We start from the raw sequence: 26,130 nt of genomic DNA on the forward strand, positions 1-26,130 counted from the left end.
CAACACAATGAGAACCCTTATGCAAACGTTAACCTCTTTACTCCGCGAAATACCGCCACCAGACCGTGGTGCCATGACACGAGCTCAGCAGCATATTGATGGCCTGCTTAAGCCTCCGGGTAGTCTTGGGCGACTGGAGGCGCTGGCGGTACAACTGGCGGGTATGCCGGGTTTGAACGGTGTACCGCACGTCGGGGAAAAAGCGATACTGGTGATGTGTGCCGATCACGGTGTCTGGGATGAAGGGGTTGCCGTTTCACCTAAAGTGGTGACCGCTATTCAGGCAGCAAATATGACGCGCGGTACGACAGGCGTCTGCGTGCTTGCGGCCCACGCCGGTGCAACGGTTCATGTGATCGACGTCGGGATAGATGCTGAGCTCATCCCCGGCGTGGTGAACATGCGCGTGGCGAGAGGGTGCGGGAATATCGCCACCGGTCCGGCAATGCACCGTACACAGGCGGAAGAACTGCTGTTGGAGGTGATTCGCTACACGCGCGAACAAGCACAGCGCGGCGTGACGCTGTTTGGTGTCGGTGAGTTGGGGATGGCGAATACCACGCCTGCCGCGGCGATTGTCAGCGTGCTGACAGGCAGCGAGGCGGAGGCAGTGGTAGGGATTGGCGCCAATCTGCCGCTTTCCCGCGTGGGCAATAAAGTGGAAGTGGTTCGTCGCGCGATTGCCGTCAATCAACCTAATCCACAAGATGGAGTGGATGTGCTGGCGAAAGTCGGTGGTTTTGATCTGGTGGGCATGGCGGGGGTAATACTGGGCGCAGCCTCCTGCGGCTTACCGGTACTGCTGGACGGTTTCTTGTCCTATTCCGCTGCGCTGGCAGCCTGCCAGATTGCACCTGAGATCAAGCCGTATCTGATTCCTTCGCACTTCTCAGCCGAAAAAGGGGCGCGGATTGCGCTGGAGCATCTGGAACTCGAACCCTATCTCAATATGGGAATGCGTCTGGGTGAGGGTAGCGGCGCCGCACTGGCTATGCCGATCGTGGAGGCCGCTTGCGCGATGTACAGCAACATGGGGCTGCTTGCTGCCAGCAATATCGTACTGCCGGATGGTAAAGAAACCGCCTGATGCAGCTGTATTCTGGCCTGCGCGCTGTATTGTTCGTCGGCCAGATTCTGAAGACGGCAGAAGGGATAGGTTTACACCTGCTAAAAAAGCTATAATTTCCCTACATCTGCCGCGACTGAGGAAAGGGAAATGTTGCCTCGTGTAAAATTGTTCTGTTCATTATTCATGCTGTTTGCAAGCCAGAGCGCGCTGGCTGTCAGCTACCCGCTTCCCCCTGAAGGAAGTCGTCTGGTCGGCAATCCGCTGACGATGATTGTCCCTGACAAAAATACTCAACCGCTTGAAGCTTTTGCCGCTCAATACGGGCAAGGACTGAGCAATATGCTGGAAGCGAATCCAGATGTGGATGTGTTCCTGCCGAAGTCTGGGTCAACGTTGGTTGTGCCGCAGCAAATCATTTTGCCGGCTACGGTTCGTCAGGGCATTGTCGTGAACGTGGCGGAGATGCGTCTCTACTATTATCCGAACGGCAGTAATACCGTTGAGGTCTTTCCCATTGGCATTGGCCAGGCAGGGCGAGAAACGCCGCGTAACTGGGTGACGAGGGTTGAACGTAAGCAAGAGGCACCGAGTTGGACGCCGACGGCAAATACCCGTCGGGAATACGCGAGAAGGGGAGAAAGCCTGCCGGCCTTCGTTCCTGCCGGCCCGGATAATCCAATGGGTCTGTATGCCATCTATATTGGCAAGCTGTACGCTATTCATGGCACCAATGCTAATTTCGGTATTGGTCTGCGCGTGAGCCAGGGCTGTATCCGTTTACGCAACGATGATATTGAACATCTGTTCCAGAACGTGCCAGTCGGAACCCGCGTACAGATCATCGATCAGCCAGTGAAAACCACCACGGAACCGGATGGAAGTCGCTGGATAGAAGTGCATGAACCTCTGTCCCGTAATCGTGCGGAATATGAATCTGACAGAAAAGTCCCGCTGCCGATCACGCCCGTGATGCGTAGCTTTATGAGCGGTGAGGGTGTGGATGTTCATCGCGTCAGCGAAGCGCTCGAGCGCCGTTCGGGGATGCCCGTCAACATCAGCCGTGGTCAAACCCGCATTTAATGGCGCAGAGGTTGTTGTCAGAAAAGCAAAAAGCCCGCTAAAAAGCGGGCTTTTCAAAATCTGGCTCCTCTGACTGGACTCGAACCAGTGACATACGGATTAACAGTCCGCCGTTCTACCGACTGAACTACAGAGGAATCGTTGTGGAGGCTTATCTTAGCGGCGAAAAAACTTTTGTCAAACCTCATTTCCGACATTAGCGGTTAATTGGCGCTTCTCTCAACAATTTGTTGCAATTGCAGAGATTTTATCGGGAAAAAACTTTGCAGCTTTTCCGTTTCTCCCTCATCATTTGAAATGTGGTTTCAACTTTCTTCTCTAAGGTCCATTTTGAACGTCTCCGCAGCCCTACGCCAGGCCGTCACCCGCACGCCCTGGTATGCCAAACGCAAGCGTTATAAGGTTCTTTTCTGGCGAGAAATTACCCCGCTTGCTGTGCCTATATTTCTGGAGAATACCTGTGTTTTGCTGATGGGCGTACTCAGTACGTTTCTGGTCAGTTGGTTGGGGAAGGAGGCAATGGCGGGCGTCGGTCTGGCCGACAGTTTCAATATGGTGATTATGGCCTTTTTTGCTGCTATCGATCTGGGAACGACGGTCGTGGTGGCCTTTAGCCTCGGTAAGCGCGATCGCAGACGCGCCCGTGCGGCGGCCCGGCAATCTCTGGTAATTATGACGCTGTTTGCCGTGATTCTGGCGGCGGTGATTCACTACTTTGGCGAGCAGATTATCAATGTTGTGGCTGGAGAAGCGACAGCGGAAGTGAAGGCGCTGGCGCTGACTTACCTGGAATTAACGGTCCTTAGCTATCCTGCTGCGGCGATTGCGTTGATTGGCAGCGGTGCGTTGCGCGGCGCGGGCAATACGAAGATTCCGCTGCTGATAAATGGTGGGATGAATATCCTTAATATTATCATCAGCAGCATCCTGATTTACGGGATCTTTTCCTGGCAAGGGCTCGGCTTTGTCGGTGCCGGACTGGGCTTGACCATTTCGCGTTATATCGGCGCGGTTGCCATTATCTGGGTGCTGATGATTGGGTTTAATCCGGCACTGCGCATATCGCTGAAAAGTTATTTTAAACCGCTGAACTTCGCCATCATCTGGGAAGTGATGGGGATTGGTATTCCGGCCAGTATTGAATCGGTACTGTTCAACGGCGGTAAATTGTTAACGCAGATGTTCGTCGCCGGGATGGGTACCAGCGTCATTGCGGGTAATTTCATTGCGTTCTCCATTGCCGCGCTGATTAACCTACCGGGGAACGCGCTGGGGTCGGCATCCACCATCATTACCGGAAGACGTCTGGGGAACGGACAGATTGCCCAGGCGGAGATTCAACTACGCCACGTGTTCTGGCTCTCTACTATTGGCCTGACCGCCATCGCCTGGTTGAGCGCACCGTTTGCCGGGCTGATGGCATCGTTTTACACCCACGATCAGGAGGTAAAAGACGTTGTTGTCATCCTGATTTGGCTCAACGCGGCATTTATGCCGATCTGGGCAGCTTCCTGGGTTTTACCTTCAGGGTTTAAAGGCGCGCGCGATGCCCGTTTCGCCATGTGGGTATCGATGCTGGGAATGTGGGGCTGCCGCGTGGTTGCTGGCTACACGCTAGGGATTGTACTTGGCTGGGGTGTCGTGGGGGTCTGGATGGGGATGTTCTTCGACTGGGCAGTACGCGCAGTGTTGTTTTACTGGCGTATGGTCAGTGGTCGTTGGCTGTGGAAATACCCTCGACCGGAACATGAAAAGGTGGCAAAAGCCCCCGTTGTGTCTGAATAAACGACGAAATGAAGAAAATTTCGGCAAACAGTTGCCACAGTGCATTCAGGCTTTGACAACGGCAATGGGCATCGCTAATATGCGCCCCGTTCACACAATTCCTCTGTAGTTCAGTCGGTAGAACGGCGGACTGTTAATCCGTATGTCACTGGTTCGAGTCCAGTCAGAGGAGCCAGATTTAGAAAATCCCGCTTAAGGAAACTTGAGCGGGATTTTTGTCATTATGGCATTGCTACTAAAGCATCAGATCAGGATGGCTTCCAGTCGCGCCAGCACCTCATTCACGACAGCGTCGGGTATACGTTCCAGCCGCTTACCATTTCGGGCCCCCATATCAATGGTTCTGGGCTGGTCGCAGCGAATGACGCCAGTTGTTTTTGTTCCAGCGCCGTCCAGTGAGACGGTAAAACCGGCTGAGCGGGCGAAGTTTCCGCCGCTGGTGACGGGAACAACAACGGGTAGCTGGGTCAGCATGTTAAACGATGCCAGAGAAACGATAAGTACCGGACGTTTTCCGCTTTGTTCATGTCCGGCTGTAGGATCCAGTGAGACGAGCCAGATTTCCCCTCTGTCCATTTACAGGATCTCCTTGCCCACAGCAGGCGCATTAATCCATTCCCGATCCTCTTCGCTCATTTCGGCGTGCGGATCGCACTGCGCCAGCAGTTCCTCAAGCGAATAACGGGGCCGTTTCTGGGGTTCAATAATAAGGCAGCCATTATCAATGGTCATGCCCACTTCACTGTCTGTCGACAGCGCCAGCGTTTTCAGCACAGCAGGAGGAACCGCCAGCATGACGGATCCGCCGACCTTTTTCAGACGTGTGGTATACATAGAGCACCTCCTGATATTATATTTTAATATAACATCTGCGGCAGGCGATGCACAATTATTCATCAGATTCATTGTGAGTTCCTTAGCGTAATAAAGCGTGAAGAAAGCCTTAATCCATCGAAGGACAGATCCGGCAGTTTTCAAAGGCGACATTGCCGGTAAAACGGCGACCATCCTGATACATCAGGCGCTTCTTTCAGGTCATGAAGCATTTTGTGCAGGCGGGAGCTTAGCTCGTAGTAGGAAGGCCGATAATAGAAAACTGTTTCTGCGGTTCAAAGGATTATGACGGATCAGATAAACGAAATGAGGCGCAGCTTCCGGCACGGACCTTCTCCGGATAAGTATCAGCGATAGCGCAAAGGCAAAATTAGTTCAGTTGTGACACCCGGCAATTAGACAAGAGGAAAAACGACGAACACGCGTTTACAGAGAATATATAACCTAAAGTAACAATATGGCATCAAGACTAATCATAACGTAGAAAAATATATCATGCTCATTGATTTATAAAGAAAAATTAACCACAACCATTGCAATGTCATCCGAGCGGTGTAACATAAATTGTTGAAATATTAGTCGTCGAAAAGTCGAGATAGATGAGGTGATATATGAATCCCCCTTTACTGCGTTCCTATAATGCCGTTATCGAACATACGTTATCCCAAACAAAAAAATCCAGAACAACGAAACACATTGCCGGTTTTTGTCAGTTACAGGGGCCCACGGGCAGCGGAAAAACTAGCGCTCTTTACCGTTCTGGCTTCACCGATAACGCCCCTCCGGCGTTGGAGACAATAAAAAAATCAGGCTCTCAGGCCATTCTGGTCACCCATCGTTGGAATATACTCCACGACATTTACGAAAAAACAGCTTCGCACGAAGACAGCAATGGAAAACCATTTAACGTTAGTGTGCTTTATGCGCAGGATGAACAAATTGTTTCTGCAATCGAAGCTACGCCGCTACCTCATGAGAAAGATATTTCCGCAGATTCACTCCCGGATCCCTTTAATTCCATCAACGAACTTGAGGGAAAAAATTTGTTTGTCGGCCCAGATATTGCAGACAAACTGCGTAAGAATTGCAGGAATATCCTATATATCAATAAATCATTGAAAGGATACCCGGCACATTTACGTGCAGCTATCGCCAGTGAAAAAGAGGCGTTAATAAAATCATGTGCGGCAGTTGAGATATCGTTAATTCAAAATATCAAATTGCTGGAAAAAGAAGCCAGGAAGCAAAAAGAAAAATATGGTGAAGAACATGAACTCTTGCAGGCCGCCAAGCAACGAGTTGATGACTTCCGTCGTCATGCCTGGGTCAGACGCATTCTGCCCGCCATCGCCTGGCGCGACGAAAAACAACATCTGCTGATTATGACAACCCAAAAGCTGGTTTCATCATTTTACGATGGGCGACGCAAAGTACGAATGTCCAGCAAAGAGCTGCACAATTATGTCATTTTTATTGATGAATTTGATTATCAGGCTGAGGTACTACAGGAATATCTGGCGCAAGCCCAATGGGTTCAGGAACCGCCTGAATGCTTGGGGCAGTTACTCGAGGGGGGACGCAGATTACTGCAACGTATGCAGTATGTTAAAACAGCACCTGCACCGATGATCCGTGAACGTCTTGAGACATTTCTTAACGAACTGGATGACACCCTAAAAGGGAAAAAAATTGATTTAACACATGCCAGATCGCTAGTAATTCCTCTGCAACGATATCTGGATAATAAACCCTTCGGTGAACATTATTTATTTCGCTCCGATCAACTGGTAACCAGTGAGCGCCTTATCATGCGACAGGCCGAACATGGCTACGAAATTATCAGACCAGATTCCTCATTTCAGGATAACGAGCAGGCTATCGACATCAGTGATTTTTTGCGCCTGATGGAGAAGTTTATTAGAAAGTTCAGTCTGATGTTAACGGACCTGACAGCCAGCGAAGATGAAACGTATGAATACATCAAAAAGTTAACCCGACTTCTGTTCGACCCAGTTAATGACTACAGACCGTCATATTATGGCTCAACCCTGCCAAATATGTCTCGGTTTTTGTTACCACGTACCGATCTACCTGAACTGCGGGAACTAAGAAAAAATAATATTTTGCCCAATACACATGCCAGTATTTTTGGGTTAACTAACTGGTTGCTGAAACAAAATGTTGTGGATACCGATATCGATCCATTACGAATACAGATCAAGCGTGCGTTCTTGCCAACAACAGCAGAAGGTTTACTACTGTCACTAGCCAGCCGTAATCTCGTTTTTGCACTGTCGGCCACATCATATATTGAAAGAGCCTGCAACCACTTTGATGTTCGGTGGATAAACTCAGCCTTACGCTATATTGCAGAAGCACGTAACCCTACAGTTACGGAAAGCTTCTCGGAACTACTTTTGAAAATCGACCTGATTCCTGGTTTAAAGAACCGATGCCCTACGTTCAGACCGATGATGACCTTCAGTTACAAAATACCGCGATTGAAGAGATCAATAGCAACAAGGAAAGCATCAGAAAGACACAACTGAATACTGAGATCCATGATTTTAATAGAACAAAGAACAGCCCGCATTCAGCCGATCTTCTTGCTTCTCTGCCCCCCGATTTTTTCCAGAATGATGATGAACCTTCAACAGATTTCGAATCAGAGTATCGCCAGAATATTCTACTTAAATTGCTTGATGTGCTGGATCTAGCAGGAAAAAGGCCTCAGCACCGAGGACATCTGGCTTTTGTTAATTCCATATCTTATTTTAGAAAATGGCTAACCGCTGCAATAGCGACACAAAGCAGAGATTGTCTCATATGGTTAAAGCTGGATCCGCCTTTATCCGACAATCTTCTGCTAAAGAATTTTACTGATGTATTTATTCCGTTGACTATACATAACGAGCCCGCACTAATCTGTCTGTTAACCGCAGAATGTCAGAAAAAAAAGGGCTTCAGTGATGCCTATCAGGCTGCATTTGCTTCCCGACGTATTGTTATTGTGCTGACACAAACTGCCTCTGCCACCAACGGTATAAATCTGGATTTCAGCCTACCTGAATCCGGCAAAAATATGGATTTGACCTGTTTATATTTACTGGAATCACGACATTTTTACTTTTCCGCTTTCCAGACCAGTGCAGATAGCAATGATGATATGGCACATGCAGGCTTCCAGTTACGCAATCTGGAAAAACTACTCCGTGCAGGGGAAATTTCACGTAAACAGCATCAGCGCTTCATCCTGCCACTGATGTTGAACAGGAAGAACGAAATCTCCCAGTTAAACGGAGAGTATAAGAGAACCAGCGATTATATAAAAAATACGGCAGCCAATGTCCAACAGCAGGTTGGTCGTATTGAGAGAGCGTGGTGCGAAGTACCCAACGCTGAGATTCACCTTGATGCTGAATTAGCAAAAGACCTGTCCCGCTTTGCTTCATTACCTATCTATACATCAAATCGTCGACAGCTTTCGGCACTCAATCGTCAATTACTGGATACACTTCGGGAGCGTGATGAACTGACACAGAATAATTTCTTCAGCCAGCTCATGACGCCGACACAGCCTGGAAAACTAGCATTGGCTTATATCGATCAGCGACTAATTCCGGCTATTCGGTTGTTACGGGAACAGTCAACACCAAGAGATGACATCCCATTACTCTGGCGACAACTCGGTAAAGCAGTACTTCAACATGATTTAGCCTGGAAACCGGGAAAAAACGCTTTCGACATTGATCTTGAATTATATAAATGGGCTTGCTTTGAAAAACCGGAATTAGCTAATACTGACGGCAAAATCTGGTACTCCCCACAGACATGGCAGTTTTATGACAAAGCAGCAGAAGGGCTGCGCCAATACAACCCTCAGAAATTGTACCAGTATATCCAACGTCATCCTGTCATAACTGACTGGTTTAACCGTAAGGGTTACCGAACGTCTATTATGCCCTTCGCGAGCGATTTGGAAGAGCGTTACGCATTCCATCCGCTAGTTATACAACGCCTACTGATGGGGCGTCTGGGAGAAGAAGCTATCCGGGCACTTCTTTATTCAGAGAGCATCATTACCACCAGCCAAGTAAGCAATCACCGGCTTTTTGAGCTGTATGATTTCAGCATAAAAAATTCTGATTATCGTGTGGATGCTAAGTTTTGGAGACAGGATACTCTCGATAAGGCAGATGAAGAATATCAGCAATGGTTGGCATCTGGCGCAAATCAAGAGCATACCCCTCTGGGTCTTAGTAAAAAACTGGCACAAATTCGCGCTATCGAGGGTAATAAAACCAAATTGGTTATCGCCAACTTTGTTGCTCCACATGCTGATAGTCTATTACTGGGTTTCTCTCACCAGTTAACCCCTGTTCAAAATCCTTATGAGGCGGACATTCTGGTTCTCGGCGGATGCGTGACCCCGGACACCATTTCAGTGGAAACACCCGGATTCGGGCAACTCAAAAAAATCATCAATCAAAACATTATGGAAAGAGCATAACATCATGGCGAAACGTAATGACGAAATAATCCGTTCTCTCCCCCTTTCACACATGATTTACCGGGACAACGAGATCGATCGGGAGAAAGCTGAAAAACTAGTTGTCTATCATTATCCGTTAAGTAAAAACTATCGCTGGAATGAATGGCAAAGCCGAATTGATGATGAGTTAGGTAGTCGTTATTACCCTTATTTGATGAAATCTCATAAGGATCAATTTGGGCTATACGTTGCTTTGGACTCAGAGCAAGACAAGCCACCCATAATAAAAAATGGTGATGGGATTATTGTTGAGCCAACGCGTGTCCATTACGAGGCTATGCTGAATCCAGTATGGATCCGACTTATCATGCGTAAAGTATCCGCCTTTGGTTCACATTGCAAAGGTAGCCATACACTGGGATGCCCCTTGCTACAGACTGACGTCTGGAAAAGTAAGAATAGTTGCGGTATCAATGCAATTAGTCTGGACTGTCGCACTCAACAAAGAAGCGATAAAAATATAACTGAGGTTATATTATTTCATAAAAATGTCCCATTACGTCCAATCGATATAAAAGACGAATTATTTAATATTCATCAACCATTATGGATTTATGATAAAAATAATGTTCTTGCCCGCTGGAAAGCGGAAAAAACGACAAAACCTAAATCTCAGATTTACCGGGAAGTAGCCAAAAGTAAAGATAAACGCAAGCTACGCCCTTTTCTCGACCTTTCGTCTTCAACCTCACTCAAAAATAGCTGGCCTTGGATCCTTCAACCCGTTCAAAATGAATTTATTGAGCAAGCAAGAAAATTTGGCTTCGGATTATCGCCAGTAGTACTTAAGTTACGCCCCTTACCGCTAAAAACAAAATTCAAAACCGCTGACAAGGCTAAATTCCCAAGTGTACAGCTTGACAAAGAGATAAAGGTTCTTGATCTACGTTTTTCGAAAAATGTATCCTCACAATACATTGTTCATAACATTCTGTCTCTGCTGAATGAAAAATATCCTGATGCACGCATGTCATTACTACCTGATATAGAACCGGATCAGATTGTGAACATAGAAATTGATGGTTCACAGTGTCTACTTGTTTTGCTGGATCAGACTCCTGGTATCATTGACGATCGCTATCCATTGACACAAATATTAAGAACAAAAGTTGCCTGCCAGCATATTAATATTAATCCTTTTGATCTCACAGGCGACCCAATTACGGATAACTTACTGATAGAACAGTCTACTTCTGACGGTGACACAAGGCTTATTCCTGCCACAGATTCTCGTTACTATGATTATAGTATCAGTGATTTTGAGAAAAAAGCGGTTCAAGAATCTTTGGCACGTAATGTTGAAATTGTATATAAAGAGTTAGCCCTGAAGCATTTGCTGCTATGCAATGAAACCAAAATTAGTGTGACGCTTCCACAGCAGAAGGATCTACTCACAAACAATCTCGCTGTAATCACTAATGGCTGCTTGTTTACTGTTAAACAAGACCGCCCAATAATATTACCTTTCCACCCTGCTATGTCAGATGCTGTTTCAGCCTGTGATAATATACTCCGTTCATTTGATACCTCTGTAACAGCACTACTAACTTTGCTTAACGAAAAGTGGCCTTACCATTATCGCCCCCAGGATATTACACAAGGGATTTGGAATGAAACAGAGAAGTTGACCCGATTTATTAATCGATTGACGGTGATAATTCATAAAACGGAAAAAGTGACAATTCTCCTTCAGGATCCACAATATGGAGCACCTCATATGCTTCCGGAGAAGTTAAACGATTTAATGACTATTCTGGATTCTCAACGGCAACAACTTCCTCTTAATCAATGGTTATTACCTAAAATGGATGAACTAACGTTTCATATAGACCAACTTACTGAAGAAGGTGAATTATCCGATACAAATAAAAATACGTTACTTCACGAACTAGATTTGTTGTGTGACCTATGGCAATGCGCTTTAAGAAAATATTATTCTGACAATGAATTCAATGTCACTTATGATGTTTTAAAAAATTATGTTTTTTCCCAATGGCCTGAAAAGAAAAATGCGCTTATGGTGGAAGTTGCTCAAAAATCAGTAAAAAGAGCCAGTACATCATTAATAGCATCATGGAATAAATTATTATCTCGTGTCTTCGATTTACCTTTAGGCGATCCTCGCAACTGGCTCAAGAACGTACCAGGTATTACACGACTCTGGCATGATCCAGAGCAAAATTACGTCATTGTTGGCAGTCTTTCCTCCCCCCAACCTATTATTCAACGTCAACCCAGTATTCGCCAATGGCATGCATTGCAGGGGGAACTTAATTCCGAACTGCTAGCCGGACTAGTTGATGTTGATTGGGTCAGAATGAATCAACTAGCGGGCAATCCCTGTGTGGCTACGCTTGTGCGTCGATGGAAGGAATTTCAGGTTCAGTTGGATGATGTGCGTGATGCATCACTGACAGAGTAAAGTTTCAATGCCACAGGTAATAATATAGAGCCTGAGGTATTGTGAACAACTAAGCTATCAGAAGAATGAAGTTCACATGCAATGTAATAACATCAGCTTTGTCGATATCCTATACACAGATTGAGGGACGTATGCGCATTCATCAGGTTCAAATAAAGAATTTCCGACTTTTAGCTGACGTGGAGCTTGTATTAGAGGAACAAACGACAGTCATTGTTGGTCGAAACAACAGTGGGAAAACATCGCTCTCAGAGATAATACGCAGATTTTTAGCAGACGGCAGTGCGACTTTTCAACTCGAAGACTTTTCCAGTTCTTGCTATGACCGTTTTTGTGATGCACTGAAAGCGCTAAACGAAGGGGAAGAGGATCATGTCATTCGTGATCTCGTCCCAGCTATTGAACTTCGATTGAAATTCCAGTACGACTCCGCGCAACCTCAATTAGGCCCATTGAGCCCCTTCGTGATTGATTTGGATCCGGCGTGTACCGAAGCGCTCGTGGTAGTCAGGTATGAATTGAAAGATGGCCAACTGGCACGGTTTCTCGAAGGACAGCCCACAGAACCACTAACTCAGGAGACTCGGATTGCCTTCTTCCGGGCGTTACGGGAACGTATTCCCAACGATTTTTGTGTAAAAATATGGGCTGAAGATCCCAATGATCCAGAAAATCATCGCGACTTACAATCTAGCGCACTGCGCGGTCTGATCAAGTCGGGCTTTATCAACGCTCAACGGGGACTCGATGATGTGACATCCAGAGAATCGGATGTACTGGCTAAAACGGTAGAACATCTTTTCGCAACAGCGTCCTCGGCCTCTGCGGATACAGCAGATAAGCAAATTGCCGATGCGTTGAAAGGTGCAGTTCAAGATATTCAGACTCAGATTGACACAAACTTTGGTAGCCAACTCAAAAGCCTGATTCCTGCGCTGAAAACGTTTGGATATCCCGGACTGGGAGGGCAAGAATTACACACCGAAACATTGCTCGACGTACGCAAGTTACTATCAAACTTCACTAAGGTTCGGTATTCGGGTTATAGCGGTGTCACACTACCGGAGTCGTACAACGGTCTTGGCACTCGTAATCTAATATTTATTCTGCTGCAGCTGGCTGGTTTCTATAAGGCATTTCGCGCTGAAGTTACTGAGCCGGGTGTACATCTGATCTTTATTGAAGAGCCTGAAGCCCATCTGCACCCACAAATGCAGGAGGTCTTTATTCGTCAACTTGCTAAGATTGTTCAACAACTGGTTGATGGCACTGAGGACAGGAGCCCCTGGCCCGTCCAGTTTGTTGTCTCTACACACTCATCTCACATTGCCAACGCAGCTGGTTTCGAGAGCATTCGCTATTTTCTCGGTGCTACAGTGCAGGGAACTCAGGAAGGAGTTCGTACAACCAAAATCAAAGACTTACGTAAAGGGCTTAGACATATTCCAACGGAAGATAGAAATTTCCTTCATCAATACATGACGCTGACCCGTTGCGATCTCTTTTTCGCAGATAAAGCTATTCTCGTCGAGGGATTGAGCGAGCGATTATTGCTTCCTGCTATCATCAAAAAACTAGAATCAGCCGAACCAGAAAGACCGAAGCTGTCGAGCCAGTACGCAACGGTGATGGAAGTCGGTGGTGCTTACGCTCATTTGTTCTTCGAGTTATTAGCATTTCTTGAACTTCAGAGCCTGATCATAACTGATCTGGATGCCGTTCTGGCTCCTCGGGGTAAAGCGTGCGCCGTTCATCTCGGCACATATTCCAGTAATGCTTGTTTGAAAGCATGGTTCTCTGAAGATACTCCTTTCACATTAGCTGGTTTGATTGCCAAGAGTGACGATGATAAAGCTCGTAATGGAAATCGTATTGCCTATCAATGTGCAGAAGTGACAGATGGCCCCTGCGGACGCACATTCGAAGATGCATTTATCCTTGCAAACTCGGCTCTATTCGGGTTGGTAGGGAGAAATACTCAGGAACTTGAAATAGAAGCCCGTGATAAAGCGGCTGAGTGGAAAAAATCAGAATTTGCATTGAAATACGCGATTACAGAGGCAGAATGGAACGCCCCCAAATACATCGTCGATGGAATTCGCTGGTTAGCTGGCAGCAATGAGCCTATGACACAAGATCCAGTATTGGCGCAGGTTGTAGAGGCCGCAACTAGTATTGAAGAAGGAGCCAGCGCTGATGTCTGAGATCCATTCGCCCGCCGAAGCTGCTAGCCAGCGAGCTTTGGAATCTATGTATGCTTGCTTCAGTGAAGGACGAAGCTTCCGGCTGGAAGCTGGCGCTGGTGCGGGTAAAACATATTCCCTTATTAAGGCACTTCGATTCTTGATTGAGCGAAATAAGAATTTATTTGAAAAACATAGCCAGCAAATTGCCTGCATCACCTTTACTAACGTGGCGAAGGATGAAATCGTCGCGCGAACAGATCGAAGCCCCATCGTTTTTTGTGATACCAATCATGCGTTCTGTTGGTCGTTAATCAGTAGCTTTCAAAAACCGTTGAGAGTACTGATTGAAACAATGCCAGAGTGGAGAGAAAAGCTCGAAGAGGCTGGTGGAAGCCTTGGTAATCGTAGTGTTGAGTATAATCTTGGACATCGCTCCATCCGCGACCATCGTATAACTATTCATCATGACGATGTCCTTTCTTTAACTATCTCACTCATGGAACACGATAAGTTCCGCAAAGTGATTACAGAACGCTTCCCGATCATTCTGGTCGATGAGTACCAGGACACAGACAAAGACTGGATTGAGGCAATTAAAAGACATTTTCTTGGCCGAACTGGAGCTCCTCTATTTGGTTTTTTCGGCGACCATTGGCAAAAAATCTATGATGGTGGATGTGGTAAGCTGGAACATCCAGATGTGATTGAGATAGGTAAGGAGGCCAATTTTCGTTCGGATAAGACAATTGTCGATGCCCTCAATCTCATGAGGCCTGAGCTACCGCAGTGTGTTAAAGATCCCGAGGCTGAAGGTCTGGTACGGATTTTCCATACAAACAATTGGCAAGGGGTACGTCAAAAAGGTGTGCACTGGGGTGGAGATCTCCCCTTAGCAGAAGGGCAAGCTACTCTGGAACGTGTCAAAGAAACGTTGCAACAAGATGGTTGGGATTTCTCTCCCGCTCATACCAAAATTCTCATGCTGACTCATCGACTTTTAGCCAATCAACAAGGTTACTCAAATATAGTAGCAACGTTTCGATATAACGAATCTTTTACGAAAAAAGAAAACGAGCATATAGCCTTCTTTATCGACAAGCTTGAACCTGCCTGCGACGCCTTTGAGGCTCGCAAATATGGTGCGATGTTTGAAGTTTTTGGTGGCACTGCGCCACAATTACGTAGCCATTCAGATAAGGAAAGTTGGCACAATGCAATGATGCTGTTACTTGCTATACGCAAAACAGGAACTATCGGTGAAGTGGTTGAATTCTTGCGTACTCATCGGAAGCCCAGACTTCCAGATAATGTTGAAAAACTCGAACAGGAATTACTCAATTTTGACAGGACTGCTGGTGCTGAAATACCCCGAAGGCTAAAAGAACTGGAAAAATTGAAAGATATTCCCTATTCCGAAGTAAAGTCACTTCGCCGTTATCTTGATGGTCATTCCCCCTTTGAGACTAAACACGGTGTGAAAGGTGCTGAATTTGAAAATGTCTTGGTAGTTGTTGGACGAGGGTGGAACCAATATAACTTTGGTGAAATGTTGGGTTTTGCTGGGGAACAAATGCTCCCAGCAGGAAAAGAAGATTCATTTGAGCGTAACCGAAATTTGTTTTACGTTGCCTGCTCCAGACCTCAAAAACGCCTTGCAATCTTGTTTACACAAGCTTTGTCACCTGAGGCACTTGCAACATTAGGGAATTGGTTCGGAGCGGATACTATTGTGCCTGCACCATAATTGGCTCGGTTTGCTGGTGTTCAATTGGCTAAAGCCAGTGCCTAAATATGTCATTAGTTCCGTAGTGAAATGGTGGTCATTCTGGTGGTCTTGACAAAGAATGAATTCCGCCTTAGCTTATTTATTAGCCACTTGCTGGCAAAGGCGATCCCAGTCAGAGGAGCCAAATTTAAAAAGCCTGCTTTCGAGCAGGCTTTTTGCATTTTCGTTCCCGGACCTTCTTAACGGAACGGCGGCTCGTTGAAGGTACGCAGTTTGCGGGAGTGCAGACGGTCGCCTTCTGCACGTAGCAGGTCAATAGCGCGAATACCAATCTGCAGGTGTTCGGAAATTGCCCCCTCGTAGAAACGGTTTGCCTGACCGGGCAATTTGATCTCGCCATGTAATGGCTTATCAGAAACGCACAGCAAGGTGCCATACGGCACACGGAAACGGTAACCCTGCGCGGCAATGGTGGCGCTTTCCATATCAATCGCCACGGCGCGACTCAGGTTAAAGCGCAGCGCCGAGGCAGAGTAGCGCAGCTCCCAGTTGCGATCGGAGGTGGTTACCACGGTCCCGGTACGCAGACGCTGTTTGACCTCTTCACCAGGCATGCCGCTGACCATCTTCGTTGCATCATACAGGGCACGCTGTACCTCTGCGATGCTCGGTATCGGGATATCCGGCGGCAGCACCGCATCGAGCACCTGATCGTCACGCAGATAGGCATGCGCAAGGACGTAGTCGCCAATCGTCTGGCTTTCACGTAGACCGCCGCAGTGACCAATCATCAACCAAACATCCGGGCGCAATACCGCCAGGTGATCGCAGATCGTTTTGGCGTTGGACGGGCCTACACCAATATTCACCAGCGTGATCCCCTGACCGTCGGCTGTGATCAAATGCCATGCTGGCATCTGATGTTTTTTCCATGCCAGATCGGAAATCGCTTCTTCGGGTGCCTCCGTTTCCGCGGTGATCCAGATACCGCCGGCGCAGGAGAGAGCAATATACGGACTGTCCGGATCCAGAATCTGACTGCATCCCCAACGCACAAACTCATCCACATAGCGGGTGTAGTTAGTGAACAACACGAACGGCTGAAAATGTTCCACCGGCGTCCCGGTATAGTGGCGCAACCGCGCGAGCGAGAAATCGACCCGGCGCGCGTCAAAGTGCGACAGGGGAGAATACTCAACTGGATGATAGATGCCATCTGCGGTTTCATCGCCAATTTGCGCCAGTTCAGTGGTTGGGAAATGGCGGGTTAACCCGGCGCTCATGGAGCGATCAAGCGTTAGCTCGGAACCGTCAATCACATAGGGATAGGGGATTTCATGTTGTGAAGGTTCTACGATGATCTGTGCGTCGTAATCCTGATACAGCAGCGTGAGTTGCTCTTCCAGATAGGGACGAAACAGTCCCGGACGGGTGATGGTGGTGGTATAACAACCCGCATGTGTGAAGCGTCCGTATGCGCGAGTTTTGGGAGGATTGGTGGCATTGCCATCCCAGGTAACAGAAAGCGATGGGTAAACAAAAAGACCTTTACTCCGGGCGGCGAGATCGGGAAGTTCCCCCGTTTCAATGTACTTGCCAATGGCACTGCGAAGCGCCTGAACGGACTGCTCGTAGAGTGCATCAAGTTTTTCCAGCGCTTGCGCAGGTGTCAGGCTGGAGCCCTTACTCTTCATCTGTGTCTCCTTGTTCTACAGGTGTACTGCTCACCCGATAGTATGTCAGCAGAATGTGAAACAAAAGTCAGAGTTTTAACGACGAGGCGAGAGCCGAACGGCTCTCGCAGAGAACTCAGGCGTGTTGCTTATCTTTCATCAACAGTGCGGTGGCAGCCGAGATCAGACAGCCAGCCAGGAGATAGATCGCCACGCTGTGCCAGTCGCCGCCAGAAAAGGTGACCAGCGCCGCAGCGATGAAGGGGGTGAATCCACCGCCCACCACGCTGGCAACCTGATAACCCACGCCAGCTCCGCTGTAACGATATCCTGCGCCAAACATGCCGGTGAACATGGGTTGTTGCACGCAGACCACCATGTCATGGGCGATATTGGCAAGCATGATCGAGAAGAACACAATCCAGAAGAGCGACTGTGATTCGAGTGCCATAAAGAACGGAAATGCGCTCAGCGTGCCAATCAATGCGCCGGTAATATAAACGCGTCGACGACCAAAGCGGTCTGCCAGCCAGGCAAAGCAGGGAATGGTCAGACAGCTAAGTCCGCCGACCAGCAGACCGATATTCAGAAAGAGCTCACGCGGCAGACCGAGGTTTTGCGTCGAGTAGTTCAGGGCGAAAGCGGTAACGATGTACATAGTCAGCAGTTCGCACAGGCGAAGCGCAATAATCTTTAAAAATGCCCCCGGATGGCGGATGAGTGCTTCCATCACCGGCAGGCGTTTTTTTGCTTCGGGTGACTGCGGTTTCTGTTGCTCAAATTCAGCGGATTCTTCCATCCTGTTTCTCACCCACAGCGCGCCGAGCACCAGGACGATGCTGAACAGGAACGGAATACGCCAGCCCCAGCTCAGAAACTGCTCGTCGGTCGTCAGATAACTGATCAGTGACACGAGACCCGTGGAAAGCAGCAGGCCGACGCCATAGCCCACCTGTACACCGCTGCTATAGAACGCTTTTTTGTTTTCCGGCGCGCTTTCGACGGAGAGCAACGCGGCACCGCCCCATTCACCGCCAACGGCAAATCCCTGAATCGCGCGCAGCAGAACCAACAGTACCGGCGCCCACCAACCAATAGCGGCGAATGAAGGAAGAATGCCAATCAATGCGGTGGCAATACCCATCATCCAGACGGTGAGCATCAGCATCCGTTTACGGCCTAAGCGATCGCCGAAGTGGCCGAAGATCACGCCGCCCAGCGGCCGGAACAGGAATCCGACGCCAAAAGTGGCAAACGCGGCAAGTGTGCCCATTGCCGGACTGACCTGCGGGAAAAACTCACGGTTGAAGACCAGCGCGGCGGTAATGCCATAAAGCAGAAAATCGTACCAGTCGACGACGGCACCGGCAAAGCTGCCCAGCGCGGCGCGTCGGGCGCGATCAAGCGATGGGGTTTCCTCCGCGGAGGGGGTGGAAATGAGGGTGGAATCCATAGTAATCCTGTCTGTACTGATTTTATTATTAGTATGGGAATGAGAGTCACACACATTGCGGCCAACCTATAAGCGGCTGTTATGAGACTACCGCGACAGACAGGAAGTGAAAACGATTTTTAATCCGATGAGAGCAGAATAGGAAAATTAAGCCGATATGGCGTCCTGAAAAGCAAAAAGCCCGCTAAAAGCGGGCTTTTTTAAATTTGGCTCCTCTGACTGGACTCGAACCAGTGACATACGGATTAACAGTCCGCCGTTCTACCGACTGAACTACAGAGGAATCGTGTGAACGAGGCGCATATTAACGACGACAATTGGGGTTGTCAAAGGGGGAAATGCGATTGTGAGTCTGTTTGCTGACAAAACCAGCAAAGCGGCGAACTTTCGATCGCCGACAGCTTTGCCCCATTCTGGTGCGAGCCTACCCCGGATGGGGCAGATCGGAAAACACTGGCTGGAATCGATATTACCGATAACAATCATAAATGCTTATTTTACGGTAGGTTAACGCGAGTTTCTTTCTTTATTCGAAACTGGCAAGCATCTTGCAATTCTCTCCTGACATCACTGCCAGCATGGGTTCTGGCATTCCGGACAGGAGGCAAAATGAACTTCAGACGATTGAAATATTTCGTAAAAATTGTCGATATTGGTAGCCTGACGCAGGCCGCTGAAGTATTGCATATCGCACAGCCCGCGCTGAGTCAGCAGGTTGCCACCCTGGAAGGTGAGCTCAATCAGCAACTCTTAATACGTACCAAAAGGGGAGTGACGCCCACCGAAGCGGGAAAAATCCTCTACACCCATGCGCGGACGATCCTCCGTCAGTGCGAACAGGCGCAGTTAGCTGTCTGTAACGTCGGACAAACCTTAACGGGACAGGTGTCGATCGGTCTTGCACCGGGGACTGCCGCGTCGTCGGTTACAATGCCGTTATTGCAGGCGGTGCGCGCAGAATTGCCCGAGGTGCTGGTGTATCTGCATGAAAACAGCGGGGCAGTGCTAAACGATAAACTGCTGAATGGTTACCTGGATATGGCGGTGCTCTATGAGCGCTCCCCGCTGGCAGGTATTACCAGTCAACCCCTGCTGAAAGAAGATCTCTTCCTTGTGGGTACTCGCGACTGTCCCGGGCAGAGCGTGGATCTCACCGCTGTCGCGCAGATGAATCTTTTTCTCCCTCGCGACTACAGCGCGGTCCGTTTGCGGGTCGATGAAGCTTTCTCGCTGCGTCGCTTAACGGCGAAAGTCATCGGCGAAATTGAATCGATAGCCACGCTGACCGCGGCGATTGCCAGCGGTATGGGCGTGACGGTGTTGCCGGAATCCGCTGCGCGTTCCCTGTGTGGGGCGGCAAATGGCTGGATGGCGCGCATTACCTCGCCATCGATGAGTCTGTCGCTGTCATTGAATATGTCGGCAAGAGGAAGTTTGTCTCCCCAGGCGCAGGCAGTGAAAGAGATCCTGATGTCGCTGGTCAGCAGTCCGGCGTTGGATAACCGCGAGTTGCAGTTGGTAAGCTAAGCGTTATTCCATGACGGAATAAGATGCAGGTTTTTATTATTTGTTATGCCGGACATCAGACTCTAACAATAGCAATATGTCTGATGTAACCGGAGCAACGAGTGAATTTCCAGCAGCTAAAAATTATCCGTGAAGCAGCACGTCAGGATTACAACCTGACAGAAGTTGCCAATATGCTCTTTACCTCGCAGTCAGGGGTAAGTCGGCATATTCGTGAGTTAGAAGATGAGCTTGGGATAGAGATTTTTATCCGCCGGGGTAAGCGTCTGCTTGGAATGACCGAACCTGGCAAGGCGCTGTTGGTTATCGCCGAGCGCATTTTAAATGAAGCCAGTAACGTCCGCCGACTGGCGGATTTGTTCACCAATGACACCTCGGGCGTGTTAACCATCGCCACGACGCATACGCAGGCACGCTACAGCCTGCCGGGTGTGATTAAAGCCTTCCGCGAGTTGTTTCCGGAAGTCCGTCTGGAATTGATCCAGGGGACGCCGCAGGAAATAGAGACGTTACTGCAAAATGGTGGGGCGGATATCGGTATCGCCAGTGAACGGCTGAGCAACGATCCTCTGTTGGTCGCGTTCCCCTGGTTCCGCTGGCATCATAGCTTGTTAGTGCCGCACAATCATCCGTTGATCCAGGTATCGCCTGTTACGCTGGAGTCGATAGCCCACTGGCCGCTAATCACCTATCGACAAGGGATCACCGGGCGCTCACGCATTGATGAAGCTTTTGCCCGCAAAGGGTTGCTGCCTGATATTGTCCTTAGCGCGCAGGATTCTGATGTGATTAAAACCTATGTCGCGTTAGGACTGGGGATTGGTCTGGTGGCGGAGCAGTCCAGTGGTGAGCTGGAAGAGGGGACGCTGACGCGTCTGGACACGCGCCATCTGTTTGACGCCAACACGGTCTGGTTGGGACTGAAACGTGGCCAACTTCAGCGCAACTATGTCTGGCGGTTTATCGAACTCTGTAATGCTGGATTGTCCGTGGAGGATATTAAACGGCAGGTGATGGAACCTGATGACGTCGCGATTGATTATCAGATATAAAGCAAAAAACCCGCTAAAAAGCGGGTTTCTTTAAATTTGGCTCCTCTGACTGGACTCGAACCAGTGACATACGGATTAACAGTCCGCCGTTCTACCGACTGAACTACAGAGGAATCGTGTGAACGAGGCGCATGATACTGACCTCTCCACTGCGTGTCAACAGTAAAATTAGCACGCTTTTTCAAGTGGTTAATTAATCCCCAACGCGAGGGATCAGTGAACCTGCCCGGTGGGGGATGGGTCATCGTCTTCGCTATCACGAAGGCGTTGCAGAGGGTCCTGCTGATAAAACTGGCAGAAGCGTTGCCACAGCGCGGGGAACCGTGGCGCAAAAAGTTCTGGAGCGCTGAAGAAATACTCGGACAGGACGGCAAAACATTCCGCCGGATCGCTTGCCGCATAGGCGTCAATGCTCGACGCAGTTTCCCCCACCAGATCAATTTCATCCTGAATATTGTTCATTGCGGCGTGCAGGTCATGTTCCCAACTCGCTACCTCCCGTAAGGGAATTAGCGGGATGCCGCTGGCACGGTCGCCATTGCGCATGTCCAGTTTATGTGCAACCTCATGAATAATAAGGTTAAATCCAGAGGCGTCAAAGGAGTCCTGAATATCCAGCCAGTTCAGAATGATCGGCCCTTGCTGCCAGCTTTGTCCGGACTGAACGACGCGCTGGTTATGGACCAGGCCAATATCATCTTCCCATTCGTCATCAACAACAAAGGGCGCAGGGTAGATCAGCACCTCGTGGAAGCCATCCAGCCATTCGATACCCAGTTCCAGAACCGGCAGACAGAAAAGCAGAGCGATGCGCGCGCTTTTCAGCGAGTCGAGTTCGAAACCCTGAAGGGCGACCAGCCTTTTTTGTTGCAGGAATCGCTCAGCCAGCGCAATGAGTCTGGCTTGTTCTTGCGCAGTCAAAGTCACAAGCAGGGGGATCGCAAGGGCTTCCTCCCACTGAGCTGAGTCACTTTGCGCGGTGTCTTGTGCTTTCCAGGGCCACTTAATCATCGTTTTGCTCGCAAACTCGTCACTTGAACAAAATTGAAGGGACAGGGTCTGTTAAAATGCCAAATTACCTGGCATGATGGCAACCATCAAAACGGAGAGATGCCGGAGCGGCTGAACGGACCGGTCTCGAAAACCGGAGTAGGGGCAACTCTACCGGGGGTTCAAATCCCCCTCTCTCCGCCACTATTCAAGCAGTTAGCTCACTTCCATTCAACGACGCACGTCACACTTGGTACCGTGTTGGTATACTTACCTGGTGTTTTTCGCGCCATCATCATCTTCTGATTTACCCAAAACAGGAAGAGCCTGGGCTGTGAATATTCTTACTTTGCGATCCTGAACATGCACCTGACGTTTCAGCTTATGGTCTGCTTCCGCTCTCGCTCATGATGTGCAAACCGACGAGTTAGACTATTTTCTGGTTGCATTTATGCTCGTCAGGGGCTTTTAAGGGTGTCCAGACCTCTCGGGAGAGAAGAGGGAAGTGAGCTAACGAAATGAGATGATGTGCTTCAGTTACATTATGCATGAAAGATGCAGAGGTGTTGGCGCACCTCTGCATGATGTTGGTTACCTGAAGGTTGATACGGCACATTCTAATTAATGTTTTTCAACTTGTTCTAAGGCAATGTTTCCACTGCCCGTCCGGCGCTTAAAAGCTGAAACGATATCCGCCGCTGACTTGCTTCTGATCAAAGGCATTACCCTGCGTGTAATCCGCTTCGAGGTAGAGTGTGTGCTGTTTGTTGAACTGTGCACTCACTCCCACACCGTTGTTCCAGCCATTACCTTTGAAACTGTGCTTTTCCCGGGAGCGGTTCAGGCGATACTCGGTATCCCCGGAAAACTCGCGAATACCGCCAGTCTTCACATACATATTCAACTGGCTGTTACCTGCGACGACGTCATATCCCAGTATTATGCTGGCACGTCCCAGCATTGATTTGTACTGACTCAGATGGATATTGAGGCCATTACTCGCCTTCATATCCATGTCATTTTGGTGGCTGTATGTGAACTGAGCCTGAGGTTCAATATAGAACCCATGACCTGGTTGGTTCAGGCTGAACTTCTGTCCGGCCTCCAGAGAGGCGCTGAATCCATTGGCGCTGCCGCTGGCGCTAACGCCGTTGTTCTGACTGTCCAGCACATGGAAACTATTTTTCTGGCGTGACGCTTTTACAACCAGATCGCTGTAAAAGCCGCCTTCTGCCATGTAACTGGTGTACATTCCCATATAGTCTGAACGTGCAGTACCATCGCCTCCGCGATAGTCCGGCGACGCGTGTGTTGAACCAATAAACAGTCCTACATACAACGGTATTTCATCAGAGAGACGTTTATCCCCGCCAAACTGTATACCGCTGTAACCCATATCAAAGCCGCTCAGTTTGCCACTGGCGAAGGAGTCCAGGTTGCCCCCATAGCCGCGAAGCCAGATATTACCTTCCTTGCTCTGATTTCTCAGGTCGCCCATTCGCTGCATCAGCGTACGGTTTTCGACATAGTTCATAAGATAACCAACGTTGAGATAATTGCCGCCAGCATCTGCGGTCGTGGTTGGTTTAGGTGCAGGAACTGGCGAGGGCTCGGGTTTTATGACGGGAGGCTGAGCGGGATCCGGTATGGGATCAGGAATCGGTTCTGGAGCCGTTCCGGAAGCGTATAGCTCCCAGTTGGTCCCATTTTTACGCACATCATACAGATATCCTCCCAGCTCAACCTGAGAAGAGGCGGTGAATGAGGCAGCACCGTCAGGGGTTTGTACAACGGTCAGCACTTCATTGCCCGTTGTCGCCTCGCTGCCCTGGTTGCGGATGGTCAATACGTGATTACCGGCGCTACTTCCGCTGATGTTCAGTAAATCACCTGCGTTATTAACGCCATCTCCCTCGCCCACGACATCGGCACGCATAATAAAGGTACTGTTACCGCTCAGGTTCGCGACATTTAATGTGGTAAATGTGCTGGCAGTTGAGGCGCGGCTGGCAAAATCGACGGTTGAATGCGTCAGCGCCAGCGTGTCGAGACTGGAATGACTCGTCACATTCCAGACGCTATCATTCATTGCGACGTCCAGTTTCCCGCCATTGATATTGTCGCTGAAGGAGGAACCCGTCCAGACGGATCCGGAATGCATATCCAGATTGATCAATCCACCTTTGGCAAGGACGCTACCGTTGATTAGCATATGCCCCGAAGCGTTGATTCGGCTGGCGGCATAACCATCGTTATGTTGCGTCGCGATGGCCATCTGATCGGGTGTGCTCATATTAATAACCAGATCGTTCGTCAGATCGATCTGGCTGTTGGTCATGGCATAAACTCCCCGGGTTCCTGCCGCGCCAGTGATAGTCAGATTATCACCGGCTATTTTACCGCCACTCAGCGTCCACAAACCCAGCGCCAGGCTGCCATTACGATCAACCGTAATGTCGGTGTTTTGCATGTTGATAACGGCCGTTGCGCTCTGGGCAGAGGCACCGTAAGAACCGCCGGAGAATATGCTGTTCCGTTGCGTTGGCGTGCCAGAAAAATGGATCGTTGCGCCTGTGCCGTTGGTCACCAGTCCACCCCCCTGGTTGGAAGAAATATGGCTGCCCGCACCGATAGTGGTTATTCCGCCACGGACTTCGATGCCATTGGCGTCAGTTCCATTTACCTCAACAGCGAGTGCATTCGCGCTAAGCTGGCCAAAGCTCCAGATGCCGTGCGCATAGCCGCCATTGGTTTTAATGGTACTGTTTGTTCCCAGGTCGACAACAGAGTTTCTCTGTACGTTTATGCCTAAGGCGCTGTAACCCTGCACATCGATCGTCAGGTCTGTCGCCGTAAAACGCGCAACACCGTTGGCGGAATTGCCGTTGAGACCACCGATGTAAACTCCTGGGCCACCGTTGGTTTTGATTTGGCTTCCGCTGCCAAGATCGGCACTGCTGCCATAGTCGTTGATTTTTAAGCCTGTGCCGTTCGAATTTTCAATGGAAAGTTGGCTGGCTAATAGCGCTGAGCTATGCCCAACAATGACGCCGTCACCGTTACTTTTAATGGTGCTGCCTGTGCCTAAGTCAGCATGCGTATCGTCACCATTTAAATTAATGCCGACCGCAGCGGTTTGACCGACAACGTCGACTGTCAGTTGGTTAGCTGTCAGGGTACTGTTGTTGCCCTGAAGAATGATTCCCTTTGCATACCCGGTGGGGGCGTTGACATTGACGGTAACATTATTACCCAGGTTGATGTTGCCGGGAGTATTACCTGTTGGGGTCATTACGCCATAGAGGCTCCCAGAGGAATCGACGCTATCTCCTGTAATTCTGTCACCATCGTTAACGGTAATACTGGTACCATTTTGACTGCCTAAATCAGCCGCTGCTATTAATGGCGAAAAGACAATTGCATTCAAACCAATAGCGCCGATCGTCGCAAGTTGAATTGAGGCAGAACGTATTTTTAATTCAGCGAGGCGATCGATCCCAATATTTCCATTGTGTTGTTTAATGCCCATACCACTCCTGTATAGTTCCCGTACTACGGGGGACTATGAATCCTGTTATTTTGTCTAAGTGAGAGAATAAAGTTCTCTTACATCACCATCAGATTATTTATATAATGTTGTTAAGGTGAAAGTCTGGAGGATACTTTTCTTTTGCCGGGTGCAAATCAGAAGGGTTGAAAATCAAAGGGTATTTAGCTTCTCTCTTGCGAGATAATGTTAATAATAAACTGTTCTCACACCTGTCATCCTTTATCCCACTTA

16 protein-coding genes and 5 tRNA genes are annotated in these 26,130 nt (G+C 48.9%); 12 read left to right on the forward strand and 9 right to left on the reverse strand.

Annotated features, from left to right (window positions below; genetic code table 11):
* The first annotated feature begins 19 nt into the window (after positions 1-19).
* Positions 20-1,087, forward strand: a complete 1,068-nt coding sequence (gene cobT / locus I6L53_RS08315; RefSeq protein ID WP_042318224.1) for a nicotinate-nucleotide--dimethylbenzimidazole phosphoribosyltransferase — start codon at positions 20-22, stop codon at positions 1,085-1,087.
* A gap of 129 nt (positions 1,088-1,216) precedes the next feature.
* Complete coding sequence (gene ldtA, locus I6L53_RS08320) at positions 1,217-2,149, forward strand: L,D-transpeptidase (RefSeq protein WP_094465565.1); 933 nt, start codon at positions 1,217-1,219, stop codon at positions 2,147-2,149.
* Positions 2,150-2,210: 61 nt separating this feature from the next.
* Here ldtA and I6L53_RS08325 read toward each other — a convergent pair.
* Positions 2,211-2,286: transfer RNA gene (locus I6L53_RS08325), tRNA-Asn, on the reverse strand.
* A 160-nt stretch (positions 2,287-2,446) separates the two neighbouring features.
* On the opposite strand from I6L53_RS08325, the gene I6L53_RS08330 reads away from it, so the two are divergent.
* On the forward strand, positions 2,447-3,934 hold the full coding sequence (locus tag I6L53_RS08330) for an EmmdR/YeeO family multidrug/toxin efflux MATE transporter (protein WP_042318226.1): 1,488 nt from the start codon (positions 2,447-2,449) through the stop codon (positions 3,932-3,934).
* Positions 3,935-4,033: 99 nt separating this feature from the next.
* Positions 4,034-4,109 (forward strand) — tRNA-Asn (locus I6L53_RS08335).
* 68 nt (positions 4,110-4,177) lie between these two features.
* On the opposite strand, the gene I6L53_RS08340 is transcribed toward I6L53_RS08335, so the two are convergent.
* Together I6L53_RS08340 and I6L53_RS08345 are read right to left on the reverse strand one after the other, a co-directional pair.
* Positions 4,178-4,510: a type II toxin-antitoxin system PemK/MazF family toxin gene (locus tag I6L53_RS08340; RefSeq protein ID WP_042318227.1), complete on the reverse strand. Its 333-nt coding sequence runs from the start codon at positions 4,508-4,510 to the stop codon at positions 4,178-4,180.
* Entirely contained in the window at positions 4,511-4,768 is a 258-nt protein-coding gene (locus I6L53_RS08345) for an AbrB/MazE/SpoVT family DNA-binding domain-containing protein (protein WP_042318230.1), read from the reverse strand.
* 611 nt (positions 4,769-5,379) lie between these two features.
* Between I6L53_RS08345 and I6L53_RS23605 the strand changes: the two genes are divergently transcribed.
* The 5 genes from I6L53_RS23605 to I6L53_RS08365 all read left to right on the forward strand — a co-directional run bounded on the left by I6L53_RS23605 (position 5,380) and on the right by I6L53_RS08365 (position 15,672).
* Positions 5,380-7,317, forward strand: coding sequence for a hypothetical protein (locus tag I6L53_RS23605; protein WP_232231063.1), 1,938 nt, complete (start codon positions 5,380-5,382; stop codon positions 7,315-7,317).
* Entirely contained in the window at positions 7,221-9,278 is a 2,058-nt protein-coding gene (locus tag I6L53_RS23610) for a hypothetical protein (protein ID WP_232231064.1), read from the forward strand. Before I6L53_RS23605 ends, I6L53_RS23610 begins: the two co-directional genes overlap by 97 nt.
* Positions 9,279-9,282: 4 nt before the next feature.
* On the forward strand, positions 9,283-11,742 hold the full coding sequence (locus tag I6L53_RS08355; RefSeq protein ID WP_042318232.1) for a hypothetical protein: 2,460 nt from the start codon (positions 9,283-9,285) through the stop codon (positions 11,740-11,742).
* Between the two features lie 131 nt (positions 11,743-11,873).
* Complete coding sequence (locus I6L53_RS08360; RefSeq protein ID WP_042318233.1) at positions 11,874-13,946, forward strand: ATP-dependent nuclease; 2,073 nt, start codon at positions 11,874-11,876, stop codon at positions 13,944-13,946.
* The gene (locus I6L53_RS08365; RefSeq protein WP_042318234.1) at positions 13,939-15,672 is read left to right on the forward strand and encodes a UvrD-helicase domain-containing protein; all 1,734 of its coding nucleotides are present in this window, start codon (positions 13,939-13,941) and stop codon (positions 15,670-15,672) included. The genes I6L53_RS08360 and I6L53_RS08365 overlap by 8 nt, the downstream gene beginning before the upstream one ends.
* A 221-nt stretch (positions 15,673-15,893) precedes the next feature.
* Here the strand turns inward: I6L53_RS08365 and I6L53_RS08370 are convergent, their stop codons facing one another.
* The 3 genes from I6L53_RS08370 to I6L53_RS08380 all read right to left on the reverse strand — a co-directional run bounded on the left by I6L53_RS08370 (position 15,894) and on the right by I6L53_RS08380 (position 19,063).
* A complete protein-coding gene (locus I6L53_RS08370; RefSeq protein WP_042318236.1) occupies positions 15,894-17,348 on the reverse strand; it encodes an AMP nucleosidase in 1,455 nt (484 codons plus the stop codon).
* Between the two features lie 115 nt (positions 17,349-17,463).
* Entirely contained in the window at positions 17,464-18,780 is a 1,317-nt protein-coding gene (gene shiA / locus I6L53_RS08375; protein ID WP_042318237.1) for a shikimate transporter, read from the reverse strand.
* Positions 18,781-18,987: 207 nt separating this feature from the next.
* Positions 18,988-19,063, reverse strand: a tRNA-Asn gene (locus I6L53_RS08380).
* A 326-nt stretch (positions 19,064-19,389) separates the two neighbouring features.
* On the opposite strand from I6L53_RS08380, the gene nac reads away from it, so the two are divergent.
* Entirely contained in the window at positions 19,390-20,307 is a 918-nt protein-coding gene (gene nac, locus I6L53_RS08385; protein ID WP_042318238.1) for a nitrogen assimilation transcriptional regulator NAC, read from the forward strand.
* A 101-nt stretch (positions 20,308-20,408) separates the two neighbouring features.
* The gene (gene cbl / locus I6L53_RS08390) at positions 20,409-21,359 is read left to right on the forward strand and encodes an HTH-type transcriptional regulator Cbl (protein WP_042318240.1); all 951 of its coding nucleotides are present in this window, start codon (positions 20,409-20,411) and stop codon (positions 21,357-21,359) included.
* A gap of 37 nt (positions 21,360-21,396) precedes the next feature.
* Here cbl and I6L53_RS08395 read toward each other — a convergent pair.
* Both I6L53_RS08395 and mtfA read right to left on the reverse strand, forming a co-directional pair.
* Positions 21,397-21,472: transfer RNA gene (locus tag I6L53_RS08395), tRNA-Asn, on the reverse strand.
* Between the two features lie 100 nt (positions 21,473-21,572).
* Positions 21,573-22,370 (reverse strand): DgsA anti-repressor MtfA, encoded by a 798-nt coding sequence (gene mtfA / locus I6L53_RS08400; protein WP_042318243.1) that lies wholly within the window; start codon positions 22,368-22,370, stop codon positions 21,573-21,575.
* 93 nt (positions 22,371-22,463) lie between these two features.
* On the opposite strand from mtfA, the gene I6L53_RS08405 reads away from it, so the two are divergent.
* Positions 22,464-22,553, forward strand: a tRNA-Ser gene (locus I6L53_RS08405).
* A gap of 469 nt (positions 22,554-23,022) precedes the next feature.
* Here I6L53_RS08405 and I6L53_RS08410 read toward each other — a convergent pair.
* A complete protein-coding gene (locus tag I6L53_RS08410) occupies positions 23,023-25,878 on the reverse strand; it encodes an autotransporter outer membrane beta-barrel domain-containing protein (RefSeq protein ID WP_042318244.1) in 2,856 nt (951 codons plus the stop codon).
* Positions 25,879-26,130 lie beyond the last annotated feature (252 nt).

The sequence above is a fragment of the Citrobacter farmeri genome, from assembly GCF_019048065.1.
In the GTDB taxonomy this organism is placed as follows: domain Bacteria; phylum Pseudomonadota; class Gammaproteobacteria; order Enterobacterales; family Enterobacteriaceae; genus Citrobacter_A; species Citrobacter_A farmeri.

Bases quoted from the DNA above. Each gene is read 5' to 3' on its own strand.
- cobT (WP_042318224.1), top strand. From the start codon at position 20: ATGCAAACGTTAACCTCTTTACTCCGCGAAATACCGCCACCAGACCGT.
- ldtA (WP_094465565.1), top strand. From the start codon at position 1,217: ATGTTGCCTCGTGTAAAATTGTTCTGTTCATTATTCATGCTGTTTGCA.
- I6L53_RS08330 (WP_042318226.1), top strand. From the start codon at position 2,447: ATGTGGTTTCAACTTTCTTCTCTAAGGTCCATTTTGAACGTCTCCGCA.
- I6L53_RS08340 (WP_042318227.1), bottom strand. From the start codon at position 4,510: ATGGACAGAGGGGAAATCTGGCTCGTCTCACTGGATCCTACAGCCGGA.
- I6L53_RS08345 (WP_042318230.1), bottom strand. From the start codon at position 4,768: ATGTATACCACACGTCTGAAAAAGGTCGGCGGATCCGTCATGCTGGCG.
- I6L53_RS23605 (WP_232231063.1), top strand. From the start codon at position 5,380: ATGAATCCCCCTTTACTGCGTTCCTATAATGCCGTTATCGAACATACG.
- I6L53_RS23610 (WP_232231064.1), top strand. From the start codon at position 7,221: ATGCCCTACGTTCAGACCGATGATGACCTTCAGTTACAAAATACCGCG.
- I6L53_RS08355 (WP_042318232.1), top strand. From the start codon at position 9,283: ATGGCGAAACGTAATGACGAAATAATCCGTTCTCTCCCCCTTTCACAC.
- I6L53_RS08360 (WP_042318233.1), top strand. From the start codon at position 11,874: ATGCGCATTCATCAGGTTCAAATAAAGAATTTCCGACTTTTAGCTGAC.
- I6L53_RS08365 (WP_042318234.1), top strand. From the start codon at position 13,939: ATGTCTGAGATCCATTCGCCCGCCGAAGCTGCTAGCCAGCGAGCTTTG.
- I6L53_RS08370 (WP_042318236.1), bottom strand. From the start codon at position 17,348: ATGAAGAGTAAGGGCTCCAGCCTGACACCTGCGCAAGCGCTGGAAAAA.
- shiA (WP_042318237.1), bottom strand. From the start codon at position 18,780: ATGGATTCCACCCTCATTTCCACCCCCTCCGCGGAGGAAACCCCATCG.
- nac (WP_042318238.1), top strand. From the start codon at position 19,390: ATGAACTTCAGACGATTGAAATATTTCGTAAAAATTGTCGATATTGGT.
- mtfA (WP_042318243.1), bottom strand. From the start codon at position 22,370: ATGATTAAGTGGCCCTGGAAAGCACAAGACACCGCGCAAAGTGACTCA.
- I6L53_RS08410 (WP_042318244.1), bottom strand. From the start codon at position 25,878: ATGGGCATTAAACAACACAATGGAAATATTGGGATCGATCGCCTCGCT.